Here is a 22,696-nt window from a genome sequence, read left to right on the forward strand (position 1 = left end):
GTCGGCTTTAAGCCCAAGACTCATCAGCAAGTACAGTCAGCGTTGGCTGCTGTAAGAGTTCTAAATTCTTAAGTGGCTGATCATCGATATGTAAATCAGCGTCTAAATCTAATAAGGGAATCACAACAAAATCTCGTTGCAGTATTCCTACATGCGGCACAGTTAAGCGCTCATTTTGTATTTTTTCATTGCCATAAATCAGCAGATCAAGATCTAAAGTTCGCTCCCCCCAATGACGGAGTCTCACTCGCCCAGCTTCCTGTTCAAAACGCTGTAAATGGTCGAGTAAGTCAAGCGGAAGTAACTCAGTTTTTAGCTGAGCAACTGCATTTAGATAATTCGGTTGATCTTGAGGACCCATCGGTGGGCTTTGGTACAGTTTGGATACCTTCACTTTACCAATAGATTTAAGCTTGGCTATCGCTTCAGACAAAATTTGGCGTGAGTCACCTAGGTTACTTCCTAAGCCAATATATGTGGTTACTGTCATTGTGTAGGCCCAAAAATAACTTGGCTCAAATCACGTTGTACCCGCTTACGCTTTAAGATTGGGTGATCGCTCGTCATATTGGTTTGTGATGTGGAAGATTTTTCCATAAAACGGTCAACAGACTGCTCTTGTCGTGCACGTTCTTTCTTGCCACGACGGCTTCGAGGCTCTGGAACATCCACCAAAGGCTCAATTTCTGCATCAACTCTATTGTTTTCAACAGGTTCAGCAGCAACCTTACGACGACTTTTCGCTTTTTGACGATTATATTGGCTAATCGCAGCTTCTTTTTCGTCATTTGACATTTCTTGGTAAGCATCCCACCAGCTTCCCATTCCTTGTGTGGTGTCATCACCTGACTTTTCACGAAGTAATAAGAAGTCAAAGCCTGCACGGAAACGCGCATGGCTTGCCAATGCTTCAATTTGCTGTGGCTTTGGATTAAGCAATCGAGTTTGCATTTCCCAAACTTCACGAATAAAAGTTTCGGCAAAACGAGGAATGACTGTACGCGTGGCTTGACGTTTTAAAACATCTAAACCAGCTTGGGCACGAGCTTCAGCTGGAACTACACCTTTCGTTAAATAAAAGTCACAACGTTCTAAAAATGGCTGCCACAATAAAACTGCATAGAAAAATGCAGGGTTAATGGTTTTACCAATTTGAATACGCTGATCTGTATTTTTTGCAGCACGTTGAATAAATGGCGTCAGATCTGGGCGAATATCAGCAAAAAGCTGTTTCCACACGCCAAATTCAATCAGCATTGGTAATACACGTGCCAAATGACCCATTGTGAAAAGCTTCTGAGACTCATCGTATAAACGGTGTGGAGAAACATCGCGAAGCAACTGCGTCATCTCAACATCAAAAATATCGAGAATCGCTGGATCAATTTTAAAGTTTAACTTCGCTGCAAAACGTAACGTCCGTAGCATACGCACCGGATCTTCTTCAAAACGTTGTACAGGATCACCCAATAAACGCAAAGTCTTATTTTTGACATCATCAATTGCTTTACAAAAATCGAGCACAATACCTTTACGTGGTTGGTAGTAAAGCGTATTGATAGAAAAATCGCGTCGAGCAAAGTCCTGTTCAATGGTTCCCCAATTATTGTCACGCAAAATCATGCCTGAAGCATTGGTGACTGCTTTTTTAGGAGGAGCACGGAAAGTAGCAACTTCGATTAGCTCACGCCCTGAATAGACATGTGCTAATTCAAATCGACGGCCAATAATTCGGCATCGACGACCAAAAACTTCTTTAATTTGAGAAGGTGTTGCATTGGTGACTGCATCGAAATCTTTAGGATTGAGTCCTAGCATTAAATCACGGACACCACCCCCAACAATATAAGCTTCATAGCCTGCTTTGTTCAGACTATCGATCACATCTAAAATCGAAGAAGGAAGTTGGGCTGTGGACAAACCACATTTTGACGCTCGCAAGGTTTGCAAAAGACGCTGTCTCCTACGTCAGGACGTAAATAACAAGTTGTCGCTAATCATAGCTCTAACACACACAAAGGGCAATTTGATTCTCTTTAGATTGCGCAGGAAATGATAATTGACGAACACAACTTTTATAAGGCTAAACGTGATTTATTTTTTTCAAAAATAGCTGGTCCTATTCCTTTGACGTTTTTAATTTCGTCAATATTTTTAAAACTTCCGTTCTTCTGTCTATATTCTACAATCGCTTGCGCCTTTTTCTCACCGACGCCTTTTAACTGCTGAAACTCATTTACAGTGGCCTGATTCAAGTGAATTTGCCCTGTAGAGTCATTAGAACTCTTAGTATAAGAATTTTTAGAACCATAAGAATGAGAAGGCTTAGAGACGTTTAACTTTTGGTCGTACATCTGCTGTTTAGCCTTCCATTCTAGAAAGTTCTGGTCAAAAGATTGAGCAAAAACCGAAGGCGAAATTACCCCTAAGTACAACATCAGTAAAATAAAACACTTATTTTTCCAAAGTCTCATGCTGTATCGCATGTCGTTTTTCCCCTGATTGTAATTGTCGTTTTGCTTGATTCCACAATTCATCCATCTCGGACAAGGTCATGTCTTCTAATGTTCTTTGCTGTTTTATGGCTTGCTCTTCAATAAAAGCAAAACGACTTCTAAATTTATGTATGGTTGATAAAAGTGAAGTTTCACTTGAAATGTTAAGTTTACGTCCTACATTGACCAATGAAAACAGACAATCGCCAAATTCATCTTGAATTTCATCAATATTTTGATTTTTTAGCGCTTCTTTAAACTCATCTAGTTCTTCTTCTAGTTTTGTATAAGCATCTTCTACTGTTTCAAAATCGAACCCGACTTTTGCGACATTTTTTTGAATTTCCTGTGCTTGAGACAGTGCTGGCCCATGTTTAATTTCATCTAATCTTGATTGCGGCTTACCTTGCTTTTCTTGTTGTTTAATTTGTTTCCATAACTCACTGACTTGTTCGGGTGTTAAGTTATTAAATTGATCAGCTTGAAAAACATGTGGATGACGTCTTACCAATTTTTCACTAATTGCCTCAACTACATCTTGAAAATTGAACGCCCCTTGCTCACTAAACATTTGTGATTGGAATACAACTTGTAGTAACAAATCACCCAACTCATTTCGAATTTCATCAATATCACCCTGACGGATAGCAGCTTCGACTTCATATGCTTCTTCAATTGCATATTTAGTCAATGACATTGGAGTTTGCTGTTGATCCCACGGACATTTTTCACGTAGCTCTTGCATAATTTTAAGCAATTTATCCATGGTAACCCTCAAGTTCAAAAAGTCGGTCAGTAAATTTAAAATCTTAATTTGCTATGATCAAAATTAAAGCGGCAAATCATTCATCCTATTGTAACGATAAAGAGAAAAAAAGATGAAACATAGCATTCTGATTAGTGGCGCAGCTCAAGGTATTGGAGCAGAAATTGCGCGAGTATTTTACAACCAAGGATATAAAGTAGGCATTTATGATATTAACGAATCACTTGCTCAAAGCTTAGCAACAGAGTTAGGACCTAATGCATGCGCTGGCTATTTAGATGTTAGTGATTACAGCCAATGGCAACTTATATTAAAAGAATTTATCGACTGGGCTGGCGAGCTTAACATTTTAGTAAATAACGCAGGGATTTTATATTCCGGAGCCTTTGAAAATATCGATATCAAGTCACATCAAAGAACAATCAATATTAATGTAAACGGCGTCATCAATGGCTGCCATGCTGCACTTCCTTATTTAAAGCAAGCTTCTTTTGCACGCGTCATTAATCTCTCTTCAGCTTCTGCAATTTACGGGCAAGCTGACCTTATTTCTTATTCAGCCAGTAAATTTGCAGTGAGAGGAATTACTGAAGGTTTAGATGTGGAATGGAAAAAATACGGCATTCGTGTTTTAGATGTGATGCCTTTATTTGTACAAACTGCGATGGTCAACAATATGAATGCGGGCAGTATTCAAAACATGGGAGTCGATTTAACGCCTAATGATATTGCCCAACAAGTGCTTTCTCTTGTTGAGAAAAAAGCTCATTTCTGGACCCCGACTCACACTCCAGTTGGTATAAAAACTAAACTGCTTTATCAACTCTCAACCATAAGCCCACAGTTTTTAAATCGCCTGACAAATATTTACTTATCAAGAAAGTAGCTTATAAAAAAAGGCCGTCAATTGACGGCCTTTTTTCAATCTAATTAAACACCTTGAATCATGCGTCGTGCGCTAATAATTCCAGGTTGTTGCTCTAAACGAGCCAATAAGCGTGAAAGCTGAGCCAAACCTTTGACCTCAATGAGCAACTTCATATTGGCAATACCATCAGCCTCAGAAATTGTATTCACCTGACGGATATTAATCTGGTCAGAGAAAATCACTTGAGTTAAGTCTTTGAGCAAACCACGACGATCATAAGCTTCAACTACAATTTGAACACTTTGACCACGAGTTGGCTGCATTTCCCAATCGGCTTCAACAGCACGTTCTGGCTCTTGCTTGATCATACGTTGATAATCAGAACACAAGACTTTGTGAATACTTACACCACGGTTCAATGTGATATAGCCAGCAATTGATTCGCCATGGACTGGTTGGCAACACTGTGCAATATGTAGCTCTACGTTGTCTAAACCATCAATCAAAATACCATGTGCAGACAAAGTATGGCTGGCACGTGGGTTTAATGTTGGCTTAAGCACCAGTTCAGGCTCATCCTGATCCAGATGCATTTGACGATTAATCTGGTTAATCAAGGCATGTAGGCTTATATCGCCGCTAACCAGATTAACCAAAATATCATCGCCTGTTTTCACATTGAAATGCGATGAGTAGTCGTTAAGATCGATACTCTTAGGGTGAATCGCCAATCGAGACAATTCTTTGTTCAATAACTCACGACCAACTTCAAGATTCTTACTACGATCTTGCTGTCTGAACCAGTGACGTAGCTTGTCACGTGCACGAGATGTCTTGATATAACCTAAAGAGTTCACCAACCAGTCACGGTTTGGTTCACGGTCTTTCTTGGTTAAAATCTCAACCTGCTCACCTGTTTTTAACGTATAGGTTAATGGCACGTAGCGCTGGTTAACACGCGCTGCATAACATTTATTCCCTACCTCTGTGTGTACATGATAAGCGAAGTCTAAAACAGTTGATCCACGTGGTAATTCTTTAATATCACCATCACGGCTGAAAACATAAATCTTTTCAAAACCTTCAAAGTCTTGAAGTTGATCAAAGCCTTCTGTCTCGTCTTCATTTTGATGTACTGTGGTTTCATTACGTTCTTGGTAATGTTCCAAAACAGCACGAAGCGAATGTAAACGATGGTTAAAAGAATGGTCGGTATTTTTTGAGCCTTCTTTATAGTTAAAATGCGAACACACACCTAATTCTGCTTCATCATGCATCTCATGAGTACGGATTTGTACCTCTAAAGATTTATTTTCAGCAATTACAGCAGTATGTAATGAGCGATAACCATTGGCTTTTGGATTGGTAATATAGTCATCAAACTGGTGTGGAATATGACGCCAAATTTGATGAACAATACCTAATGAGTGATAACACTCTGGTACGCTATTGACCAATACACGTAAGGCACGAATATCATAAAGCTGATCGAAACTCAGGTTTTTGCTCTTCATTTTTCGATAAATCGAATAAATGTGTTTTGCTCGACCTGTAATTTCAGCTTCAATACCGTAAGACGCCAACTCATTCTTTAAGCGATCAATCACGAACTGAATATAGTGTTCGCGCTCAAGACGCTTTTCATTGAGTAAAGAAGCAATCTCTTTATAACGGTCTGGTGCCAAATAGCGGAAAGCTAAATCTTCTAGTTCCCACTTAAGCTGTGCAATACCCAAACGATGCGCTAATGGAGAATAAATAGTTAGAATTTCACGCGCGACACGCTCTTGACGCTCACGTGACGAGTTCGCCAACTCACGTAAAGAATAAGTACGCTCAGCTAACTTAATTAAAACAACACGAACATCTTCGGTCACAGAAATCAACATTTTATAAATGCCGCTTAAATGTTCCCGCTGGTTATTATTAAAATGGTCTTCTAATCGTTTATTTTTTTCAATGAGCTCTGAAAGCTTACCCATTGCCAAAGTGCCTTTGACAAGGTTATAGACTTGCTCACCAAATTTGCGCCTCACTTCTTCTATATCAGTAATGTCCTCACGAACACTACGATAAAGCATCGCAGCAGATAAAGTGTCTTCATCTACATGTAAATGCGCAAGAATATCAGCCATCCCAACACCAGTAGCAAATGTATTGGAACGATGATTAACCGTTGAATCTAACTCTTTTTGCAGGGTTAAATGCGCAACCTCTTCGAGTTGTTTAAGCTCTGCCCCATCTAATATTTCACGAACCCGATCCAACCATGAGGCTAAACCGACTTGTGTTTCGGCGGCATGCTCTACAGTCGTTTCCTCTGACAACTCAGTTAGTTGTTCAGGTAACTGTTCACGTACTGTGACCATACCATTCTCCTGGATATGTAACTCATGTTTTTAATCGTTTATCTCTTGAATTTTTTCAAATAAAGCAATTGATTCAACATGTTCTGTGTGCGTAAACATGTCCATAACCGCTGCTTTTTTTAACTGGTACCCATGTTGAGCCAAAACACCCGCATCCCTTGCGAGTGTTGCTGGATTACATGATACATAAACGATTCTTTTTGCTCCAAAGTTTGGTACATACTGCATAATTTCATATGCACCAGCACGAGGAGGATCAATCAATAATGCATCAAATCCTTGATTTGCCCAAGAATGATGCGAAAAATCTTTTGTTAAATCTTGTGAAAAGAAGCTCGCTTGCACCAGATTGTTACACTTGGCATTATCCGTTGCTCGTTGCACCATTTCTTCACTTGCTTCCACACCAACAACTTGTCCATTTGCACCAACACATCGTGCAAGTGGAAGCGAAAAATTACCTAATCCACAAAACAGATCCAGTACCCTTTCACCCTGCTGCAATTGAAGCAATTCACATGCCAATTGCACCATTTGTTCATTTACTGTGCCATTGACCTGCGTAAAATCCAATGGCGAAAAAGCAAAATTTACCTCAAATGCATTTAAAGCATAATGTAACCGCATAGCGCCTTGCTCTTCATCAATACGACGAAGACTTTCAGGACCTTTAGGTTGCAAATACAATTGCCAGCCTTTGTGTAACGCAAATTGTCTTAATTGGTTGACATCAGAACTGTTTAATTTTTCTACATGACGAACCAATAAAGAAGTTTCCTCATCACCTTTTGCTAATTCTACATGACCAATATGCGCTTTGCCTTTTAGACTTTGGAGTAAAGTACGCAATTCTGGCAGGCTATCTGATAACTTTTTGTCCAAAACACTACATGTATGGATAGAAGTTAAACGATTACTATGATGCTCACGGAAACCTAGAATCAAACGATCTGGTTTTGGCAAATAACGCACACCAATACGCGCTCGACGACGATAATCACTTTGTAAAGATCGAATTGGCTCTAGCCACTGTTCAGGTTGAATACCTGCAAAGTGTTGCAAATGTGACTGAAGTACATTTTGCTTTAAGCGAATTTGCTCATCTGGATGGATGTGCTGCATGCTACAGCCACCACAAATACCATAATGAGGACAAACTGCCTCTACGCGATTTGGCGAAGGTTCTGCTAAAAGCTCAATCATTTCAGCTTCTTCAAGGCGTTTAGCCTCATGCGTAATTTGAGCCTTTACGGTTTCTCCAGGCAACGCATAACGGATAAATACCTTTTTACCATGCTTATCTGCCGGATGATCTGGATGAGAACCATAGTGCGCAATTCCTCGCCCCTCATGAGAAAGAGTTTCAACCTGAAAAATATATTCAGGTTGCTGAGCTTTGCGAGATTTGGCTTGCTGTTTCAAAGAATGAACCTAAAAATCTAAAGGATTAAAATAGTGGGACGTAAAATCAGTGTGTTTTGAGGTATGTTGCCACACTTCAAGAAAATCGGCCTGTGGAGGCATAGTCTGTAAATATTCAATACTGGAACTAATCCAGTGGTTATGTTCATCTACATTAATTTGGCCTTTAAGTAACAACCAACGCAAATAAATAAACCATGTATTGAGTACATCACCTTCACAATAACTGGTTAACTTTAACCATTGCTGAGCACGTACATATTCAGGAACATGATACCCCGATTCACCACGTTTACCTGGTAAACCTAAAATACAGGCAACCTCATCAAGTTTCTGGAAATTACGGCCATTAAACATTGCCATCACATCCATTAAATCAATATGACGGTGGTGATAACGGTTTTGGTAATTATTAAAACGTTTCTGGCTATCAAGCTCACCTTGATCAAACAAGCCCGGTGCAGAAAGGCCATGATACATGGCACGGAACAAAATAACCGGCAAATCAAATTGTGAGCCATTCCAACTCACCAAAGTAGGATGGCGCTTGTCAAAAATAGATAGAAATTTCTGTAAAATTTCAGCTTCTGAATAGTGCTCTCGACTAAAAGAAAACAGTCTAAACCCCGATTCATCAATCCATAAACCAGAGATACAAACGATTTCATGCAATGGCAAACGCTGAAAATCCATACCTGATTCTTGGCGGCGGATTTTTGTGAGTGCCTGTTCAACATCTGCCTCTGGCAAATCAAGATGATATAAATGCGCTCCCGCTTTTAAATCAGTTAAAGTTTCAATGTCAAAAACTAAAGTTGGGAAACGCATTCTTTCTCTCAATTATGAGTTATCGTCCTGTACTGAGAACAGACCTGTAGACAAGTAGCGATCGCCACGGTCACAGATAATGCACACAATAACAGCATCCGGATTTTCTTCTGCAATCTTAATTGATGCCCAAACCGCACCACCTGAAGATGTACCAGCACTAATACCTTCCATACGCGCTAATTTACGCATGGTTTTTTCAGCTTCAATTTGAGGAATATCAATAATTCGGTCTACACGACTGCTATCAAAAATCGTGGGTAAATATTCTTTTGGCCAACGACGAATACCCGCAATACTTGATCCGTCTGCTGGCTGTAAACCCACAATCTGAATGTCTGGATTTTGTTCTTTTAAATACTTAGAAACACCCATAATGGTACCGGTTGTACCCATTGAGCTTACAAAATGAGTAATTTTACCGCCAGTTTGCTTCCAGATTTCAGGACCAGTTGTCAGGTAATGAGCCTCAACATTATCAGGATTACCAAATTGGTTTAAAACATGACCTTTGCCGTCTTTTTCCATTTGCAAAGCTAAATCACGTGCGCCTTCCATACCTTGTTGTGGAGTCACTTCAATCAGTTCTGCGCCATAAGCTAACATCGCATCTTTGCGTTCTTGGCTCATGTTATTTGGCATAATAAGTTTCATTTTATAGCCGCGCATTGCCGCAACCATAGCCAACGCAATACCTGTATTGCCGCTAGTTGCTTCAATTAACGTATCGCCCGGTTTAATTTGACCACGCTTTTCTGCCTGCATAATCATGTTATATGCAGGGCGATCTTTTACAGAACCTGCCGGATTATTACCTTCCAATTTTGCTAAAACCGTTGCCTGCGTGTGACAAGCCAAGCGCTGCAAACGGACTAAAGGTGTTTTACCTACATAGTGATCTAACAAAAATTCGTCGGCTAAAAAATCAGGTTGTGTATTACTCATGATCAACACCTAAATCGGGGTGGCACTATTGTATGAAAAAATGATCGGTACTGCACCCATTTCACTATGCTTTTTAATGAAAGTGATTAAAGCCCAGTCAGTTATAAAATGCCGTCTGTTTTAAAATAAAGCGTGATAATATGCCCTACAGAGAGATCAATCTGATGTAGCCATGTCTAATTTCAATAAAACCTTATCGAAACGCTTACGTCTGAATCATGCATATGGGCAATTGATTGCTCTTATTTTTGTGCCCATGATGATTTTAACTGGTGTTGGTGCTTTTCTGGTTTTAACTGAAACCTCTCACTCTGCAAAACAACAGCAACTGCATCACGCTTCGGCTATTTTGGCGCGTTATAATGAAATCGCCAAAAACCTCTACACACTGGTAGAGCTAAAACCTGATGAATATGATCATGCACAAAACATTATGCAAAGCATGTTCAGTGAAAAAGATTTAAAGCGTGCTGCTTTAATTGATAGTAATGGTCAAACATACTTAAGTGTAGGTTACCGAGATAATCGTTACTGGCCTAACTTTACGCAAAACAATAGTTTTTTTGGTCCGATCTCTTATAACAATAACAACATTTATGGTATTCGAGTCAGCAATACCGCAGGGAAAGCCCCTGTTTGGCTAGTGATTGAAATGGATAATCAACCACTAGAATTGGCACGTTATCGCATTCTGATTGCGTTAGTTATTACCAGTCTAATGACTTTATTATTACTTTTGCTCTGTCTAAATTTCTTCTCTCGCCGTTGGGTTGCACCAATGTACGAAATTCGGATGCAGCTACAGCGACTTAATGCAGATACTTTAGACCAGCACATGGTTATTAACAGTACTGGTGAATTACGCTTACTGCAGCGCGATATCGCAAGTGTAGTGAAAAGACTACATTTTAGTTTTTTAGAACTTAAAGAACACACAGAACAAACCGAAGAAGACTTACGCAGAACATTAGATACTCTCGAAGTTCAAAATATTACTTACCGTCAGGCACGTGACCAAGCCATTTCATCAAATCAGGCAAAATCTGTTTTCCTTGCCAATATCAGTCATGAGCTTCGTACGCCGCTTAACAGTATTGATGGCTTTATTCATTTATTACTTCGCCAACAAAACCTAAGTAACGAACAAAACCTCTATCTACAAACTATTCGAAAATCTTCTGCCCATTTATTAGCATTAATTAACGATGTATTAGATTTCTCAAAAATTGATGCAGGTAAATTAGAGCTTGAGACAGCACCGTTTGATTTAGAAGAAGCTATTTTCGATGTCATGGATATGTTGTCACCTTTGGCTGCCCAAAAGCATATTGCCATGGCATTCTATTATGCAGACAACATTCCTCAAGAAGTCATTGGAGATGCTTTACGCTTTAAGCAAATTTTGACCAACCTAATTTCAAATGCAATCAAGTTCACTCCAGATGGCGAAATTATTGTTCGTGTACGTATGGAACATGACGATATTGGTCAATGTTTACTGCATTTTAGCGTTCAAGACAGTGGTATTGGTTTAAGTGGTACTGACCGCAAAAAATTATTTGAGTCGTTTTCACAAGGCGATGCATCTGTTACACGCCAATTTGGTGGTACAGGCTTAGGTCTCGCGATCTCTAAACAACTGGTTCATCTCATGCATGGTCAAATTGGTTTTGAAGATAACCAAGAGCGTGCACCAACAGAAAAAGGCTCAACATTCTGGTTTACTGCACAGTTTGCTGTAGATGAAGAGCATGAGATAGAGCACCCTCACTTCGAACATTTACAAGTCGTGTCTTATTTAGCACATCCTGCAACAGCAAGTGTTTTACGATACTATCTTGAAAATTACCAAGTTCCACATATCGAAACGCAGTCGATTCTGGACTTGTTTAGCCGCTTAAAGCATCTTGATCAGAAAGATAATACTTGGCTTATTGTTGATCATAGCGGCGATACTGAGGCTTTACTTAAAGAAATTCGTAGCCGCTATCAAGGCAACTTAGCAGTTTATGGCTATCAAATGACGCTTGAGCCAAACATGCTTACCGAATATCGCGCTCGCCCACTTTATCAACCATTAAGCCGTAGCGGACTCATTCAATTATTAAGTGACCAACCTATTTTTGAAGAGGAACAACAAGACTTTAATGGTCAGGGTTTACATATTTTAGCGGTCGATGACCACTTACCAAACTTAATTGTTTTAGAAGCATTGTTAGGTGAGTTAAATGTTAAAACCACTAAAGCCTTAAGTGGACAAGAGGCGCTAAATATCATTCAAGAACGCATTGACCAAAAACTCAAACCGTTTGATTTAGTGTTTATGGATATTCAAATGCCTGTTATGTCAGGCATTGATACCACTCGCGCGATCCGTTCATTAGAATCAACGCTAGATGGCGAAATGCAGCTTCCAATTATTGCATTAACAGCCCATGCCCTTGCTGATGAAAAGCAAAAGCTTCTTAAAGTTGGTATGAATGACTATGTCACCAAACCAATTCAAATGGAGCAAATCATTCAGATTTTAACGCAATGGACCAAAAACAATTTCACTGCGCAAGCTTTAGATAAAGATCATCACGTTGTTGCCGAAGCACTAGACCCAGAAATATTAAACTGGCAGCAAAGCCTACAATTGGCTGCAAATAAAGAAGATCTTGCTCAAGACTTACTTAAAATGTTGGTAGACAGTTTTCCAACTGAGCTAGATGAAATGCAGCAGCTTATTGAGCTTGAAGACTTCCCTCAGCTTGAACATGTGTTACATCGCCTCTACGGTGCAACTCGCTATGTCGGTACGCCAAAACTTCAACAAGTCACTGGTGACTTCGAACAGTTTGTTTCGACATTACGTAAAGAGCGTCGTAGAGCCGATGACGGATTCATCGAAGAAGTCATGCAACGTTTCGATGAATTAGGACTTGTCATTAAAGAAGTTGAAAGTGCAGCTCACCAAATTTTAGTTATACCCGACTAAACAAGAACCTATAGAAAAGGCATGACTGACCTGTCATGTTTCCAATTTCAAGCCATGTTATGCTCCGCTTATCGATAAAAAAATAAGCGGGAATTTCATGGCACTTTTACGTATAGAAAAGAATAATGGCATTGCGACAGTTTATCTAAACCGTCCAGATAAACGTAATGCCATGAGTTTCGCCCTCCTTAAAGAACTCGTTTCAACGGCTAAAGCCATACAAAAAGACCGAGATATTCGCTGTGTAATTTTGACTGGTGAAGCACAAGTATTTAGTGCTGGTATTGATTTATCTGACCTTAACAATCCTAAGAACTCTGCATTTGCGATTTGGGAACTTGTAAAGCCGGGACAAAGCCTTTTCCAAAAAGCGTTTCTAATTTGGCAGAACTTACCTGTACCTGTGATTGCCGCACTTGAAGGTTATTGTTTTGGTGCGGGGATGCAACTTGCGCTGGCTGCCGATATCCGTATTGCTCACCCAGAGACTAAAATGTCGATTATGGAAAGTCGCTGGGGTTTAGTACCAGATATGGGACTTACCCGCTCACTTAAGGGTTTGATAGGTGTTGATCTTGCAAAAGAGCTGACCTTAACTGCCCGTGTATTTGACGGAAACTATGCAAAAGATATTGGCCTTGTAACTCACTTAAGTGAAAATCCATTAGAAAAAGCAAATGCGATTGCCTCAGAAATGCTGCAACGCTCACCAGATGCTTTGACTGCTGCAAAACGCGTATTAGATGCAATGGAGCATCAACCAGAAAAATCATTACGTCTAGAAAAAATCTGGCAACTTAAATTATTACTTGGTAAAAATAGCAAACTTGCTCGTAAAAAAGATAAACATCCGGAAGTTAAATTTTTACCACGCCAATATAGATAAGAGCATTGAAGATGAATTTTGATCGTAATACACCTATTGCCTTTTTAGGCATAGGGCTTATGGGAAGCCGTATGGCTAGCCGTCTTATTCAAGCAGGTTTTCAAGTTGCTGTCTGGAACAGAACAGCATCTGCTTGTGAAGAACTTATCGATATTGGCGCACACGCTCTCGATCTTTCAAACATCGCACAATACCCTATAGTTTTAACTTGTTTAGCTGACGATAAAGCTGTGCAAGCCGTATTTGAACAAATTCAACCTCACTTAAAAGCTGGTCAGGTTATTGTAGACTTCTCAAGCCTGTCTGTAGCTGCAACAAAAGCACTTGCTCAGGCTGCCGCGTCACAACATACGACATGGATTGACTCTCCTGTTTCAGGGGGAACCGCTGGTGCCGAACAAGGTACACTTGTCATTTTTGCAGGTGGAGATGCTCAAACTATTGAAGCTTTAAGTCCTGTTTATAATGTACTTTCTCAACGTGTAACACGTATGGGCGATACAGGTACGGGGCAAGCCACTAAAATTTGCAATCAACTGATTGTGGCAGCAAACAGTGCTCTTATTGCTGAAGCTGTAGCACTAGCAGACCGTGCAGGTGTAGACACGACATTACTCGCTCCCGCCCTAGCCGGTGGTTTTGCTGACTCAAAGCCTTTTCAAATACTTGCACCACGTATGGCAACTCATACATTCGAGCCTATTCAGTGGAAAGTTCAAACATTATCTAAAGATCTTAACAACGCGGTAACATTAGCTAAGAATGTTAATTTAGACATCCCTGTTGCACAAAAAGCTCTATTACAGCTACAAACTCACCAAAAAAATGGCTTTGCTGAGAAAGATTTAGCTACTATGATTCAAGTAGTAGAGCAATAATAAACGGAGTTTGTATATGGGTCGTCTTGCCGTTAACTTATCCATGATTTTTACCGAAGTTTCTTTAATTGAACGCTTTGCATTAGCCCACGCAGAGGGCTTTGAACATGTAGAAATCCAATTCCCATACGAACTTTCCATTTCCGATATTCAAGACCAACTTGAACGTTACAACCTAAGTTTATGCTTAATTAATGTTCCTGCTGGTGATCTTATGCAGGGTGGAAATGGTTTGGCAGGCATACCGGGTCAAGAAAAAGCATTTCGTGAAGCACTAGAGTTAGCTATTCGCTATGCCACTGCCTTAAAAGTACCTCGTGTTAATATTCTGGCAGGTAAGCAACCTCAAGATTCAGACCTACTCCCTTGCCTTAAAACACTAGCAAGCAATTTAAAATTGGCCTGTCATTTACTTACAGAACAGGGTATTGAACCTGTATTTGAAATGATTAATGGCACAGATATGCCACGCTTTTTAGTACAAAACATTGCCCAAGCCCAAGAAATGCTCGAAGCAGTCAATCACCCTGCCCTAAAAATGCAGTATGACTGTTACCACATGGCAATGATGGGTGAAGATGTACTTGAAGGTTTACAAGAAAATATTCACCAGATTGGCCATATTCAGTTTGCAGATTGTCCGGGACGCCATGAACCCGACACAGCTCAAATCCCTTATGAACAAATTTTTTCTTGGATTAAGCAAAGCGCTTATGAAGGCTACATTGCGGCAGAATACAAGCCTAAAAACGGGTCAAATCAGTCATTTACATGGAAAAAGAAATATTTTTCCGATGATGTAAATATATAAACTGTTACTAGTTTTGTTTGAAATTTAGCGCGAAAACCACTATATTAGATAGTGAGTAATTGTCAGGAAAATATACCCTATATGAATTTAGAACCATCGCCCAGCGTGTCTAATTCTCACGATTTCGCAATGAACACCTCAAATAAAGACGTACAAGCTTGTCTCAAAGTCGTCCATGACGCTTTAGTTGATGTAAAAGCAAAAGATATTCTACAGTTAGATGTTAGTTCTATTAGCAACGTTGCGGATGCTATTGTCATCGCGAGTGGTACATCTACTCGTCACGTCAAAGCACTTGCTGACAATGTTGCAGAAGAAGCTCGAAAAGCTGGTTTCCGCCCGATTGGCGTTGAAGGCGAACGAGATGCCGAATGGATCTTAATTGATCTTGGTTTTGTTGTAGTACACGTGATGCTACCAACTGCCCGCAAATTCTATGATTTAGAAAGCTTATGGCGTACTGCCCCAGAGTCAGTCGCATAAAATTTTTGCTTTTAAAAAAAGCGGCTCTTTTGAGCCGCTTTTTGTTTATATAACCAACCAAAATTTTTATTTAAAACAAACTATCTTTTACAGCCTCAGACATTTCTATCAAAGCTTTAACAGCACTTACGAGCTAGTCATCAACCTTCATTAAAATTGACATGACAAATTGTCAGAATTCCAGCACTATAACTACTCTTAAAGTCTCATCAATAAATAGCATAACTGGAGCACTAAAAAGTGAAGATACTCATTACAGGCGCCAACACAGGGATTGGCTTTGCCACAGCCGAACAACTTGTAAAACAAGGGCAACATGTCATTTTGGCGTGTCGAAATCTTCAAAAAGCACAAGAGGCACAAAACAAACTACGCTCACTCAACCAAGGACAAGTTGATATCGTTTCTCTTGATCTAAACAGTCTTGAGTTAACCAGAAAAGCTGCTGATGAAATTGCAGATAAATACGGCAATCTTGATGTACTCATTAATAATGCTGGGCTATTTGCAAAAACAAAACAGCTCACAGCAGATGGTTTTGAACAGCAATTTGGCGTTAATTATTTAGGGCATTTATTACTCACTCAAAAGCTACTTCCAGCTTTAAAACAATCACCTCAAGCACGCATTATTCACCTTGCATCTATTGCCCACTGGGTTGGTTCAATTAAACCTAATAAATTTCGTGCAGAAGGTTTTTATAATCCCCTGTTCTATTATGGACAATCTAAACTTGCAAACTTACTGTTCAGTAATGCATTAGCTGAACAACTAGCTGGTAGTACAATTACTAACAATGCATTACACCCTGGTGGTGTTGCTTCTGATATTTATCGCGATTTACCAAAACCAGTTTATGCAGCCATGAAAGTAGGTTTAGTTCCAACATCAGTTCCGGCAAAGCTCATCACAGAGATGGCGATTGGAGACTCATGGCACAACCGCAACGGCGAATATGTCAGTGCGCATATGCCTGACTGGAAATCTTCACATGCCAAAAACCAGCAACTGGCACGTGATCTCTACCAACAATCAATGGACTTAGTAGAAAAGTTTCTTTAAATCTCAAAAAGCAAAAAACCACCCGAAGGTGGTTTTTTGTATCAAAGCAACTTAGTGGCCTGTACCATTAATTGCTTTAGTCATATCTTCAACAACTTTCTTAGCATCACCAAAGATCATCATTGTTTTTTCGTTATAGAACAAGTCATTATCAAGACCTGCATAACCAGTCGCCATAGAACGCTTAATCACCATAATTGTACGCGCTTTATGAGCCTCAAGAATCGGCATACCATAAATCGGTGAGCTTGGGTCATCTTTTGCAGCTGGGTTTACAACGTCGTTTGCACCAATGACAAGTACTACGTCAGTTGCTGGGAAATCTGAGTTAATCTCATCCATTTCCAAGATGTCTTCATATGCTACGTCTGCTTCAGCAAGTAGTACGTTCATATGACCAGGCATACGACCTGCAACCGGATGGATTGCAAAGCGAACCGTTACACCCTGTTCTTTCAAAAGTTCACACAATTCTTTTACAGCATTTTGTGCACGGCCTTGCGCCATACCATAACCCGGTACAATCACAACACTGTCTGCATTTGACATTAAGAAGCCAGCATCATCAGCAGAACCTGAACGGTAGTTACGTTGAACTTGTTCACCTTTAGCTGCTGTAGGAACTGCCGCACCACCCATCGCCCCCCCAAACAATACGTTGATGATTGAACGGTTCATTGCTTTACACATGATGTAAGACAGAATCGCACCAGATGAACCAACAAGCGAACCTGCAACGATCAACATGTTGTTTTCTAGTGTAAAACCAATACCTGCTGCTGCCCAACCAGAGAACGAGTTAAGAAGCGATACCACAACAGGCATATCACCACCACCTACCGGTGCAATCCATACCCAGCCAAATGCAAGTGCAAGTGCTGTCATTGCCCAGAAAGCAGTCATGTTGCCAGTTGTGAAGAAGTAGAAACCACAAGCCAACATCGCAACAAAGATAAGTGCTTGAACAGGTTTAACCCATCCACCAGAGATTGTTTTAGCCCATTTTTTCGCAGCCAATTTACCGTAAGCAAATACAGATGCTGTAAAGGTAATTGCACCAACGAAACAACCAACAAACAATTCAAATAGGTGAACCTTGCTCATGTGTGCATGTTGCACGCCAGCCGCTGTTAATGCCGCCTCGTTTTGAGCAAACAATGCTGTAAGCTGATTGTTATGCAAAATTGCTGCAACCGCAATTAAAACCGCAGCCAAACCTACCAATGAGTGCATAAGTGCAACAGTTTCAGGCATTTGAGTCATTGGGACAGTACGTGCACGTGCAATACCTACAATCGCGCCAAGCACCATTGCACCACCAATCATCCAGATCACTGGGTTGTTGGCAACAAAGAAGGTTGTCACAACTGCAATCGCCATTGCGATCATACCGTAACGGTTACCTTGAATTGCTGTTTTAGGGCCAGACAAGCCACGAAGCGTCAAGATAAAGAGGATTGCGCCTACAAGGTACAACCAGTTTGCATTTGCTTGAATAAATTCCATGTCAAAGCCCTCTTATTTCTTTTGCTTAGGCTTGAACATTTCCAGCATGCGCGCAGTTACTGCGAAGCCACCGAAAATATTAATGCTTGCTAAAAATACTGCAATCGCACCCAGTACACTCACCACATTCACACTTTGAAATGCAACATTAGCATCTACACCTAAAACAGGTAGACCTACTGTTTGTAGCATCGCACCAACAACAATAATTGATGACAATGCATTGGTTACCGCCATAAGTGGCGTGTGCAAAGCTGGTGTAACGCCCCAAACAACGTAATAACCTACGAAGATGGCAAGGACGAAAATTGTAATAGTTTCAACCATGAGAGATCTCCTTAACCACGCTTAAGCAGCACTTGACCGCCATGAGTGACCAATAGGGCTTTTTGGATTTCGTCTTCTTGATTAATCGCAAAGTTTTTCTCTTTGTCGAATAAAGTCTCTACGAAATTAAAAACGTTACGTGCATATAATGCAGAAGCTTCTGTCGCAACAGTGGCTGGAATATTTGGAATACCCAAAATTTTCACACCATTTTCTGTAAACACAGTCTCGCCAACTTTAGAGCCTTCAACGTTACCGCCAGTTTCAACAGCCATATCTAAAATGACAGAGCCCGGTTTCATCTTGGCAACAGTTTCAGCTTTAATCAGACGCGGTGCATCACGACCCGGCAACAATGCTGTTGTAATCACGATATCGGCATTCGACACAGCTTTATCTACAATCGCAGCTTGGTCTTTGATATATTGCTCACCCGGCATCCAGCCATAACCATTTTTTGCTGCATCTGCTGCACGTTGCTGTTCTTCTTCAGACATTGGTACGTCTAACCACTTACCGCCTAAAGACTCAACCTGATCTTTTGCTGTAGGACGCAAGTCAGTTGCTTCAACAATTGCACCCAAACGTTTTGCAGTAGCAATCGCTTGAAGACCCGCAACCCCAACCCCCATAATCACAACACGTGCAGGTTTTACAGTACCGGCAGCAGTCATAAGCATTGGGAACATGCGTTGATATTCAGCCGCTGCAAGCAAAACTGATTTATAACCAGCCAAGTTCGCCTGAGAAGACAACACATCCATGTTTTGTGCACGAGAAAGCGTACGAGGAAGCAATTCCAGAGCAAAAGCAGATACTTGCTGATTCGCAAACTGATCTAGCTCGGTATTACGATAAGGATCAAACATTGCTACAACAGCTGTATTTGCTGCAAGTTTTTGAATTTCCCCGCCTTGTGGCGCACGAACTTTCAAAATAATTTGACTACCCGTATAGGCATCATCCGTAATGGTTGCACCGACCTGTTCATAAGCACTGTCAATGTACGCAGCCTTTACACCAGCACCACGTTCAATCACAACGCTATGACCAGCGCTAATCAACTTCTTTACTGTCTCTGGCGTAGCAGCTACACGATTTTCACCGACGACAGTTTCGGTTGGGATTCCGATCTGCATGAGCGTTCCTCAAGCTAATTTCTCATTGTCAAAAACATTGCAACCCGCAATGTTTCCCCCATGTGTATTCTTTGTACAGAATTTGGATTCTAATTGAACTTTTTGAAAATACCACCCACTATTTATTTAATAAATACCCATATTTTGAACTGATGATTCACGATATTTGACTTGAGGTGTAATATAAGAAGATTTTTCTTTTTTTTGCAGACAATAGTCTCTCTTATACAGTCCTGTATATGAAAATTTCTTTATCGTCGTCTCAAATTGGGTCTTTTTTTGCGCTTTGCTCTGCTTTTCTATTCAGCACAAAAGCAATCTTTATTAAACAAACTTATGCCCTTTCTCCATTAGTAGACGGTACAGTCCTGATGGCTTTACGTATGTTAAGCGCTTTACCGTTCTTTCTATTAATTTGCTGGTTCAATAGGCATCATAATCAGGGCATAAAAAAGAAGGATTGGCTAATTTTAATTTTTGCCGGTCTATTAGGCTACTACTTCGCCAGCTGGCTCGATTTCATGGGTCTCATGTTTATTAGTGCCTCTTTAGAGCGAATTATCCTATTTTTATATCCCACACTTACCGTGATTGCTTCAAGCCTGCTCTACAAACAAAAATTAGATGTAAAAAGTTTATTCGCCATTTTCCTTAGTTATGGTGGAACGGTGCTAGTAATGCTCCAAGAACATAACAATGCACCAATTCAGGGCAATTTCTGGTTAGGAACAAGTTTCGTATTTGCAAGTGCGGTAGCTTTTGCAGGCTATTTACTGCTAACTCCGCCATTAATTAAAAAATTTGGTTCTTGGAATTTCACAGGCTTAGCACTAACTATTGCCTGTATTGGTGCATTAACACATTACGCTTTGAGCACACCTCATCCTATTCAACTGATATTACAGCTCCCCTCAAGCGTCATTTGGTATGGAGTCGGCTTAGGCTTTTTAGTCACCGTGTTACCCACTGTTATGCTCATACAAAGCATTGAGCGTCTTGGTGCATCACAATCTGCAATGATTGCTTCAATTGGACCAGTTCTAACGATTTTACTTGCCGTTGTCTTCTTAAATGAACATCTCAATATGTGGCAATGGGTGGGCTGCCTACTCAATATTGTAGGTGTAATGATGATTACACTTAGAAAGAAAAGACTAAAACATTAAATCTTCTTGACCTCAACTTAAGTTGAGGTTGGATACTCATCTAACTTTTAATGAACGGTCGAATTCCAATGAATAAAGAAGCTTTTAAAATCATAAATCCATCATCTTTATATAACCCAACCCCAAATGCTTATAGTCATGTTGCAGTAGTCCAAAATTTTAAGAATATTATTCATGTAGCTGGTCAAGGCGGTGAAGATTCAAACGGCGAACTCAGCCCACTCTTTCAAGAACAAGCCACTCAAGTTTTTAATAACATTCAACACGCCTTAACTACAGCAAACGCACAAATCTCAGATATTGCTGTTTTAAGAGTTTTAATTGTTGACCACTCAGATGAAAAACACCAAATTTTAATTAAAATCATGCAAAATCTATGGAAAAATCATCCTTTTCCAGCCTGCACGCTCATTCCTGTGCCACGCCTTGCATTAGAACGCATGCTTATTGAAGTTGAAGCAACGGCATATACCTAATAAAACTGAGAGAACATCATGTCTACCCCTGAAGATATCAGTCAAAATAAACCTTTGCTTTGGTTGATGGCAGCAGCATGTGGCTTATGTGCAGGTGTGAATTATTACTGTCAGCCTCTAATTCACTCTATTCAGCAAGAGTTTGCTGTAACGCAAGCACAAGCTGCTTTAACAGTGACATTTGCTCAGGTGTCGTATGCCCTCGGTTTACTCTTTATTGTTCCGATGGGTGATATCGTCAATAAAGCCAAGGCTATTCCATTTTTGATGGTGCTTTGTGCAGTTGGTCTATTTACTTCTGCGTTTGCTGTTAACTTGCCCATGCTCTGGATCGGTACAATTTTAGCGGGCTTGTTTTCTGTTGCAGCTCAAGTGCTTATTCCACTTGCAACTATGACGGTCAAACCTGAGAAAACAGGCGAGATTATTGGCTTTTTAATGAGTGGATTATTGGTCGGGATTTTACTCTCTACCAGTCTGGCAGGCTTATTTTCCAATCTTTTCCACTGGAAAGTGGTTTATGTGGTAAGCGGTGTATTAATGCTTCTATTGGCATTTACTTTAAAAAGCCGCTTGCCTTATGTCTTGCGTATGAAAATGAACTATGGACAAATCTTTGTTTCCATGGCTCAGCTTTTAAAGCAAGAAAAGCGATTATTATTAAGAGCGCTTACGGGTGCTTTTGCCTTTGCAGCAGTCAGTACTTTGTATTCCACCATTGCACTACTTCTTACCTCGGCACATCATTTACCCGATCTATTTATCGGATTGGTCCCTTTAGTCGGTATCTTTGGTGCACTATCCACTCGCTATATTGGTAAATACGCCGACCAAGGCTATACAAGATTACTTACTTGGATGGGTTGTGGGCTATTTTTGGTGAGCTGGGTTTGTTTCTATTTCGGACAAACTTTACTTTCTACTTATGTTATTGGTTTTGCATTAATTCAATTGGCACTCGCGCTCGTTCATACCAGTAACCAAAGCATTATTTTCCGTTTACGTCCAGATGCTAAATCTCGTATTAATGCCATCTATATGACGACTTATTTTATTGGTGGCGCAGCTGGTTCAGCATTAGGAATTTTTGCTTGGAATCATGGTGGATGGACCATGACATGTCTTGCCGGTGTTGGACTCGTTGTGTTTTGCATTTTGTTTAGTGTGATTGATGCTTTCTTACAAAAAAAGCAGCTAGCTCAGCCATAACGTAACTTGTTAAAAATCATCTTTCTATATCCACTCCAAGGGCGGTTATAAATTATACGGCTAAAAGCCTCTGTCGATTC

21 protein-coding genes are annotated in these 22,696 nt (G+C 40.2%); 10 read left to right on the plus strand and 11 right to left on the minus strand.

Features of this window, described 5'->3' with window-relative positions; genetic code table 11:
* Positions 1–7 precede the first annotated feature (7 nt).
* The 4 genes from folK to mazG form a co-directional block, all read right to left on the minus strand.
* Positions 8–490 carry a 2-amino-4-hydroxy-6-hydroxymethyldihydropteridine diphosphokinase gene (folK, locus tag ACG59Z_RS04345; RefSeq protein ID WP_400198036.1) on the minus strand — a complete coding sequence of 161 codons (483 nt, stop codon included), beginning with the start codon at positions 488–490 and terminating at the stop codon, positions 8–10.
* Positions 487–1,950 carry a polynucleotide adenylyltransferase PcnB gene (gene pcnB, locus ACG59Z_RS04350; RefSeq protein ID WP_400198037.1) on the minus strand — a complete coding sequence of 488 codons (1,464 nt, stop codon included), beginning with the start codon at positions 1,948–1,950 and terminating at the stop codon, positions 487–489. The genes folK and pcnB overlap by 4 nt, the downstream gene beginning before the upstream one ends.
* Positions 1,951–2,075: 125 nt before the next feature.
* On the minus strand, positions 2,076–2,486 hold the full coding sequence (locus tag ACG59Z_RS04355; RefSeq protein WP_400198038.1) for a ComEA family DNA-binding protein: 411 nt from the start codon (positions 2,484–2,486) through the stop codon (positions 2,076–2,078).
* Positions 2,455–3,261 carry a nucleoside triphosphate pyrophosphohydrolase gene (gene mazG, locus ACG59Z_RS04360; protein WP_263612946.1) on the minus strand — a complete coding sequence of 269 codons (807 nt, stop codon included), beginning with the start codon at positions 3,259–3,261 and terminating at the stop codon, positions 2,455–2,457. Before mazG ends, ACG59Z_RS04355 begins: the two co-directional genes overlap by 32 nt.
* A 112-nt stretch (positions 3,262–3,373) precedes the next feature.
* Here mazG and ACG59Z_RS04365 point away from each other — a divergent pair, with 112 nt between their 5' ends.
* On the plus strand, positions 3,374–4,147 hold the full coding sequence (locus ACG59Z_RS04365) for an SDR family oxidoreductase (RefSeq protein WP_400198039.1): 774 nt from the start codon (positions 3,374–3,376) through the stop codon (positions 4,145–4,147).
* 44 nt (positions 4,148–4,191) lie between these two features.
* On the opposite strand, the gene ACG59Z_RS04370 is transcribed toward ACG59Z_RS04365, so the two are convergent.
* From ACG59Z_RS04370 to cysM, 4 genes are read right to left on the minus strand one after another with little or no spacing between them, the layout of a single operon-like run.
* Positions 4,192–6,498 (minus strand): bifunctional (p)ppGpp synthetase/guanosine-3',5'-bis(diphosphate) 3'-pyrophosphohydrolase, encoded by a 2,307-nt coding sequence (locus ACG59Z_RS04370; protein WP_004698623.1) that lies wholly within the window; start codon positions 6,496–6,498, stop codon positions 4,192–4,194.
* Between the two features lie 30 nt (positions 6,499–6,528).
* Positions 6,529–7,920: a 23S rRNA (uracil(1939)-C(5))-methyltransferase RlmD gene (gene rlmD, locus ACG59Z_RS04375; RefSeq protein ID WP_343568696.1), complete on the minus strand. Its 1,392-nt coding sequence runs from the start codon at positions 7,918–7,920 to the stop codon at positions 6,529–6,531.
* A gap of 9 nt (positions 7,921–7,929) precedes the next feature.
* Positions 7,930–8,748, minus strand: coding sequence for a 3'-5' exonuclease (locus tag ACG59Z_RS04380; protein ID WP_400198040.1), 819 nt, complete (start codon positions 8,746–8,748; stop codon positions 7,930–7,932).
* A 12-nt stretch (positions 8,749–8,760) separates the two neighbouring features.
* The gene (gene cysM / locus ACG59Z_RS04385; RefSeq protein WP_016803785.1) at positions 8,761–9,693 is read right to left on the minus strand and encodes a cysteine synthase CysM; all 933 of its coding nucleotides are present in this window, start codon (positions 9,691–9,693) and stop codon (positions 8,761–8,763) included.
* Between the two features lie 172 nt (positions 9,694–9,865).
* Between cysM and ACG59Z_RS04390 the strand changes: the two genes are divergently transcribed.
* The 6 genes from ACG59Z_RS04390 (at position 9,866) to ACG59Z_RS04415 (ending at position 16,793) form a co-directional block, all read left to right on the plus strand.
* Entirely contained in the window at positions 9,866–12,673 is a 2,808-nt protein-coding gene (locus ACG59Z_RS04390; RefSeq protein ID WP_400198042.1) for an ATP-binding protein, read from the plus strand.
* Between the two features lie 97 nt (positions 12,674–12,770).
* Entirely contained in the window at positions 12,771–13,559 is a 789-nt protein-coding gene (locus ACG59Z_RS04395; protein WP_016803787.1) for a crotonase/enoyl-CoA hydratase family protein, read from the plus strand.
* An 11-nt stretch (positions 13,560–13,570) separates the two neighbouring features.
* Positions 13,571–14,437: an NAD(P)-dependent oxidoreductase gene (locus tag ACG59Z_RS04400; protein ID WP_400198044.1), complete on the plus strand. Its 867-nt coding sequence runs from the start codon at positions 13,571–13,573 to the stop codon at positions 14,435–14,437.
* Between the two features lie 16 nt (positions 14,438–14,453).
* A complete protein-coding gene (locus ACG59Z_RS04405; protein WP_348884821.1) occupies positions 14,454–15,248 on the plus strand; it encodes a TIM barrel protein in 795 nt (264 codons plus the stop codon).
* Between the two features lie 81 nt (positions 15,249–15,329).
* A complete protein-coding gene (gene rsfS / locus ACG59Z_RS04410; protein ID WP_001047580.1) occupies positions 15,330–15,731 on the plus strand; it encodes a ribosome silencing factor in 402 nt (133 codons plus the stop codon).
* A gap of 240 nt (positions 15,732–15,971) precedes the next feature.
* Complete coding sequence (locus ACG59Z_RS04415) at positions 15,972–16,793, plus strand: SDR family NAD(P)-dependent oxidoreductase (protein ID WP_400198048.1); 822 nt, start codon at positions 15,972–15,974, stop codon at positions 16,791–16,793.
* Between the two features lie 51 nt (positions 16,794–16,844).
* Here the strand turns inward: ACG59Z_RS04415 and ACG59Z_RS04420 are convergent, their stop codons facing one another.
* From ACG59Z_RS04420 to ACG59Z_RS04430, 3 genes are read right to left on the minus strand one after another with little or no spacing between them, the layout of a single operon-like run.
* Positions 16,845–18,299: an NAD(P)(+) transhydrogenase (Re/Si-specific) subunit beta gene (locus ACG59Z_RS04420; RefSeq protein ID WP_400198049.1), complete on the minus strand. Its 1,455-nt coding sequence runs from the start codon at positions 18,297–18,299 to the stop codon at positions 16,845–16,847.
* Between the two features lie 12 nt (positions 18,300–18,311).
* Positions 18,312–18,626, minus strand: a complete 315-nt coding sequence (locus ACG59Z_RS04425; RefSeq protein WP_000230434.1) for a proton-translocating transhydrogenase family protein — start codon at positions 18,624–18,626, stop codon at positions 18,312–18,314.
* A gap of 11 nt (positions 18,627–18,637) precedes the next feature.
* Entirely contained in the window at positions 18,638–19,765 is a 1,128-nt protein-coding gene (locus ACG59Z_RS04430; protein ID WP_174735586.1) for a Re/Si-specific NAD(P)(+) transhydrogenase subunit alpha, read from the minus strand.
* A 239-nt stretch (positions 19,766–20,004) separates the two neighbouring features.
* Here ACG59Z_RS04430 and ACG59Z_RS04435 point away from each other — a divergent pair, with 239 nt between their 5' ends.
* The 3 genes from ACG59Z_RS04435 to ACG59Z_RS04445 all read left to right on the plus strand — a co-directional run bounded on the left by ACG59Z_RS04435 (position 20,005) and on the right by ACG59Z_RS04445 (position 22,616).
* Positions 20,005–20,931, plus strand: a complete 927-nt coding sequence (locus ACG59Z_RS04435) for a DMT family transporter (protein ID WP_263612938.1) — start codon at positions 20,005–20,007, stop codon at positions 20,929–20,931.
* Positions 20,932–20,999: 68 nt separating this feature from the next.
* Entirely contained in the window at positions 21,000–21,407 is a 408-nt protein-coding gene (locus tag ACG59Z_RS04440; RefSeq protein WP_400198054.1) for a RidA family protein, read from the plus strand.
* 18 nt (positions 21,408–21,425) lie between these two features.
* Entirely contained in the window at positions 21,426–22,616 is a 1,191-nt protein-coding gene (locus ACG59Z_RS04445; protein ID WP_396519647.1) for an MFS transporter, read from the plus strand.
* Positions 22,617–22,696 lie beyond the last annotated feature (80 nt).

This window comes from Acinetobacter sp. ABJ_C1_1, from assembly GCF_044684115.1.
Classification (GTDB): domain Bacteria; phylum Pseudomonadota; class Gammaproteobacteria; order Pseudomonadales; family Moraxellaceae; genus Acinetobacter; species Acinetobacter nosocomialis_A.